We start from the raw sequence: 4,616 nt of genomic DNA, 5'->3' as shown, positions 1-4,616 counted from the left end.
GGTCAACGATTTGTTGCTTAAAGTCATCCGTAAAATGACGGCGTATTTTTCTAGACATATTGTTTCTCCTGTTTTCTTTAGTGTAGAACACTTTATAAATTCTGTCTAGTTTAGTGTAACCTATTCATCGGTTGATAATAGTATAGCTGAGTGGGCAGATAAAAAAGCTATATTGAGGAGGTGGGAAGGTCTGAATCAATATACACTGAATAGATGGTTAGGTGAAATGAGAGATAATAAGCAGTTTAAAGATTATGTGATTAACCCAACTCATAAACTAGTCTTTATTAATTTGGAAGGTTTTGAAGAGTTTTTAAGATGGAAGCAGAGGGCGGTAAAATAAAGAGAATCATGATATAATATAAAATGGTTATATTTCTATGATTGATTTTTCTTTTCAATTTTAAGGAAACGAAAATGTACTATAGAACAAAAACTAATTCAAAAGGAGTTACTCGATACGAAGTTGTAGATAAATATAAGGATCCTCTAACTGGCAAGTGGAAGACAGCAGTTGTAAGTTATCATAAAAACACAAGTCGAGCTCGAAAACAAGCAGAACGCGAGCTCGAAGATAAAATTGAGAGATTAGTTAATGGCAGCGAAGCTCAATTTAATCCCCAGTTGATAAGAACATTCGGAGAGTTAAAGATGAGTTGGCTAGAAACCTGGTCAGTATCAGTAAAACCTCAGACAGTAAAAAGAGAGGCTTTTGTGATAGAACGTCTTGGTGAAATTATTGGTGATGATTATTTACTCGAACGTTTAACACCGTTATTGATGAAAAAGTGTTTGACTACCTATATGGAGAAATATAATGCGTCACAATCTACTATGATACATATAAAAAGCACTTGTAACAAAATTTTTAACCATGGTGTTCTTTATAATGTTATTCAGTTTTCACCAATGTCTGTAATAAAGCTAGAAACGTCCCTTGAGAAAAAGCGTGAAACAAAGAAAAAACGAGAAGCAAAGTTTTTAGAAATTCATGAAATTAGAGCTTTCTTTGAAACACTAAGTCGAAGAAGAAACCCGAATTATTATGACTTGGCTATAGTTTTACTATTTTCAGGACTGCGAATTGGGGAAGCTGCTTTTACAAAGGAAGATTTTGATGTTGAGAGAGGTATACTACATATTGATAAGGCTTTGCAATATCATGATTTGAAAGTTTCAGAATTCTACTTTGATGAAACTAAAACAATAAATGCTGATCGAGATGTTGCTTTACCTAAAGTGGCTTGTGATGCTATATTAAGGGCTATACAACGAAGTGAAGAGTTTGACCGCTATGCGATTGAAAATCCTTGCGAAGCATTTACATTCTCTAAGAGTGTTTTTAGAACAGAATACGGTTCACCAATAACTTCTCATTCTTTCCGGGAAGTACTTGCTCGTGTTGAAACTGATCTTATCAAAAACTGCGAAGAGAGATACGGTTTCAAATGGACAAAGCATGTAACCCCTCATTCCTTTAGGCATATGCATATTACCTATTTACAAAGTGAGGGTATGAAAGTTGCTATAAAAGAAATTATGGAACGTGTTGGACATGCTAATTATGAAACAACTATGTTGTATACCCATAATCAAGGAGTATCTCAAGATCAAACAATTAAAGCCTTAGGTAAATTTATTGATAGGAATCATTTTAGATTTGAAGCATTAAAAGCTTGGTCTAGTAAATACTCCAAGATATTAAATGATGAAATAGAAAATAATTTTGATTCAAAAATACTCGAATTTTCTTTAGCTGATTTTAGAGAAAAACTTGGTCTAAAATCAACTTATACACCCAGGCATATAACTGCAAATATAATTCCTAAGCTTAAGAAAGATTTATCAAAATATTACAAGTCATTTAATATTTCTTATTTAAGAGAAGGGAAACAGGTTGTTGGTTATAGGTTAACTTGGTAAATATAAAATCTTGGTGCCTGTTTGGTGCCTAATAAAAAACAGGCAGGTTTTTCAAACAAAAAACCTTGCTACGAAAGGATTTATAAACTCATGGCTACTATTCAATGGTTTCCAGGACATATGTCCAAGGCCCGCCGACAGGTACAAGAAAACCTTAAACACGTTGATTTTGTAACGATTTTGGTAGACGCTCGTCTGCCTTTGTCTAGTCAAAATCCCATGCTAACGAAAATCGTTGGCGATAAACCTAAATTATTGATTTTGAACAAGGCTGACCTAGCGGATAGCACGCGTACCAAAGAATGGCGTAAACACTTCGAATCTCAAGGTATTAAGACTTTGGCAATCAATTCTAAAGAGCAAGCAGCGGTTAAATTGGTGACTGACGCTGCTAAGTCGTTGATGTCGGATAAAATAGAGAAATTGCGTGAGCGTGGTATTCAAAGAGAAACTTTGCGTACCATGATTGTTGGGATTCCAAATGCTGGAAAATCAACACTTATGAACCGCTTGGCCGGTAAGAAAATTGCTGTTGTCGGAAATAAACCTGGAGTAACCAAGGGTCAGCAGTGGCTTAAATCTAATAAAGAATTAGAAATTTTAGATACCCCGGGGATTTTATGGCCTAAATTTGAAGATGAACAGGTTGGCTTAAAATTAGCCTTGACTGGCGCTATCAAGGATCAACTTTTGCCTATGGATGACGTTACTATTTTTGGCCTTAATTTCTTTAAGGAATATTACCCTGAACGCTTGCAAGAACGGTTTAAGGCTATGGATTTGTCCAAAGCAGCTCCCGAAATCATCATGGATATGACACAAAAGCTTGGCTTTAGAGAAGATTATGATCGTTTTTATGCTCTTTTTGTCAAGGAAGTTCGTGATGGTCGCCTGGGGCGCTATACTCTTGACCTTGTTGAGGAAGATCATGGCCACGATTAAGGAGATAAAAAAAGAACTTGCATTACTCGACAGCCTAGATGATCCACAATGGCAAGTTTTTAAGGAAGATAGCAGACGTGGCGTACAACAAGCTATTCAACAACGACAGAAAGCTATTCAAACAAAACAAGATGAGGATGCTCGATTAGAATCAATGCTATCCTATGAGAAAGCCTTGTATGATCAAGGTTACAACATGATTGCAGGAATTGATGAGGTTGGTCGTGGTCCCCTTGCAGGTCCTGTAGTCGCTGCTTGTGTCATTTTGCCAAGCAATGAAAAAATTACTGGCCTTAACGATTCAAAAAAAATTCCAAAAGCTAAGCATAAGATGGTTTATCAAGAAGTGATGGATAAGGCATTAGCAGTTGGTATAGGTATCATGGATAATGAGATGATCGATCAGGTCAATATATACGAAGCTACCAAATTAGCTATGATAGAGGCCGTTACGAACTTGTCGAAAGTTATAACACCGGATTATCTTTTGATTGACGCTATGACATTAAACCTGGACATTCCTCAAAAATCTATCATCAAAGGAGATGCCAATTCACTATCAATTGCGGCTGCGTCCATTGTGGCCAAAGTAACAAGGGATCAAATGATGGTTGATTTTGATAAGACTTACCCAGGTTATGGTTTTGCTCAAAATGCTGGCTATGGAACGAAAGTTCACATAGAAGGGTTGAAACAACAAGGAATAACCCCCATCCATCGTCGGTCCTTTGAGCCGGTAAAATCGCTAATTAAAAGAAATGGTCACTATTAAACGGGTATCAACCTAACAGAGTATAGATCAGCCTCTAATTACAATGTCTATGGGTGCTTTGGGGATGGTGAGTCGTGTGTCAGGAGAAGTATTTGGTTCTGCTGCAACGTTTGGAGCTGCTAAAAAAGCATCTGCGCCTGGTCAGGTTCCAGTGGGAGAGCTACGACAAATCTTAAATACTCTGAAATTATTATAAAAAACTAGGCTATGATACAATGCTTATCATAGCTTTTTTAAGAGGTAATTTTGATAGAGCGACATAGGTTGACTGCTCTGAATTGCCAATTCTTGATGTTGCTGCGCCCACTTGACCATTGTAGGGATAGGTGTGGAACCCCACATTGTATTGATAACATTTTGAAAAGGCAACCCTTTTCTGTACAAAATTTATAAAGTGCTTTTTGTTAAGCGATAACTCGCCTAGCCATGGGTGTTTGATAGTTGAGACTGCCGTGAATGCGATGATGATTCCACCAGTGGACGTAGTCCTTGGTTTTAAGATTTAGCTCTTCAAGTGAATGAAAGATTTCTTGATTAATAAACTCCAGTTTGAAAGAGCGATAGGTGCTCTCAGCTACGGCATTGTCATAAGGACATCCTGCTTGACTAAGTGAACGGGTGATACCGAATGCTCCTAACATCTCATCAATCAGCTGATTATCAAACTCCTTGCCACGATCAGAATGGAAAAGATTGACCTTGGTTAGTGCATAAGGAATACTCTGAATAGCTTGTTTTACGAGCTCTGCAGTCTTCTGCCAACCGACTGACAGACCAATAATTTCACGATTATAGAGGTCTATTATCAAGCAAACATAAGCCCAGCGCTTACCAACACGAACATAAGTCAAGTCAGTTACAATCGCTTCAAGTGGTCTTTCTTGGTTGAATTGCCTGTCTAAGAGATTTGGAATGGGTGCTTCATTTTTCCCTTTAGAACACGGCTTGAAGCTAGTCTGCTGGTAAACAGATACGAGAT

5 protein-coding genes and 1 pseudogene are annotated in these 4,616 nt (G+C 37.2%); 5 read left to right on the top strand and 1 reads right to left on the bottom strand.

Going from position 1 to position 4,616, the window contains the following annotated elements:
• Window positions 1-142: 142 nt before the first annotated feature.
• The 5 genes and pseudogenes from ABP870_RS10370 to ABP870_RS10350 all read left to right on the top strand — a co-directional run.
• Entirely contained in the window at window positions 143-343 is a 201-nt protein-coding gene (locus tag ABP870_RS10370) for a DNA-binding protein (protein WP_350015286.1), read from the top strand.
• A 74-nt stretch (window positions 344-417) separates the two neighbouring features.
• Window positions 418-1,923, top strand: coding sequence for a tyrosine-type recombinase/integrase (locus tag ABP870_RS10365; protein WP_350015285.1), 1,506 nt, complete (start codon window positions 418-420; stop codon window positions 1,921-1,923).
• Window positions 1,924-2,013: 90 nt separating this feature from the next.
• Window positions 2,014-2,865: a ribosome biogenesis GTPase YlqF gene (gene ylqF, locus ABP870_RS10360; protein ID WP_350015284.1), complete on the top strand. Its 852-nt coding sequence runs from the start codon at window positions 2,014-2,016 to the stop codon at window positions 2,863-2,865.
• Entirely contained in the window at window positions 2,852-3,637 is a 786-nt protein-coding gene (locus tag ABP870_RS10355; RefSeq protein WP_350015283.1) for a ribonuclease HII, read from the top strand. Before ylqF ends, ABP870_RS10355 begins: the two co-directional genes overlap by 14 nt.
• A 28-nt stretch (window positions 3,638-3,665) precedes the next feature.
• Window positions 3,666-3,833: pseudogene (locus ABP870_RS10350) on the top strand (type I 3-dehydroquinate dehydratase); the annotation flags it as partial.
• Between the two features lie 208 nt (window positions 3,834-4,041).
• On the opposite strand, the gene ABP870_RS10345 reads toward ABP870_RS10350, so the two are convergent.
• Window positions 4,042-4,616: IS3 family transposase (locus tag ABP870_RS10345; protein ID WP_350015282.1), on the bottom strand; the 575-nt coding region annotated here is incomplete at its 5' end.

Source organism: Streptococcus jiangjianxini (assembly GCF_040225085.1).
GTDB lineage: Bacteria > Bacillota > Bacilli > Lactobacillales > Streptococcaceae > Streptococcus > Streptococcus jiangjianxini.
Note: the sequence above shows the minus strand (reverse complement) of the source record. Positions and strands in the feature narration are given on the sequence as shown.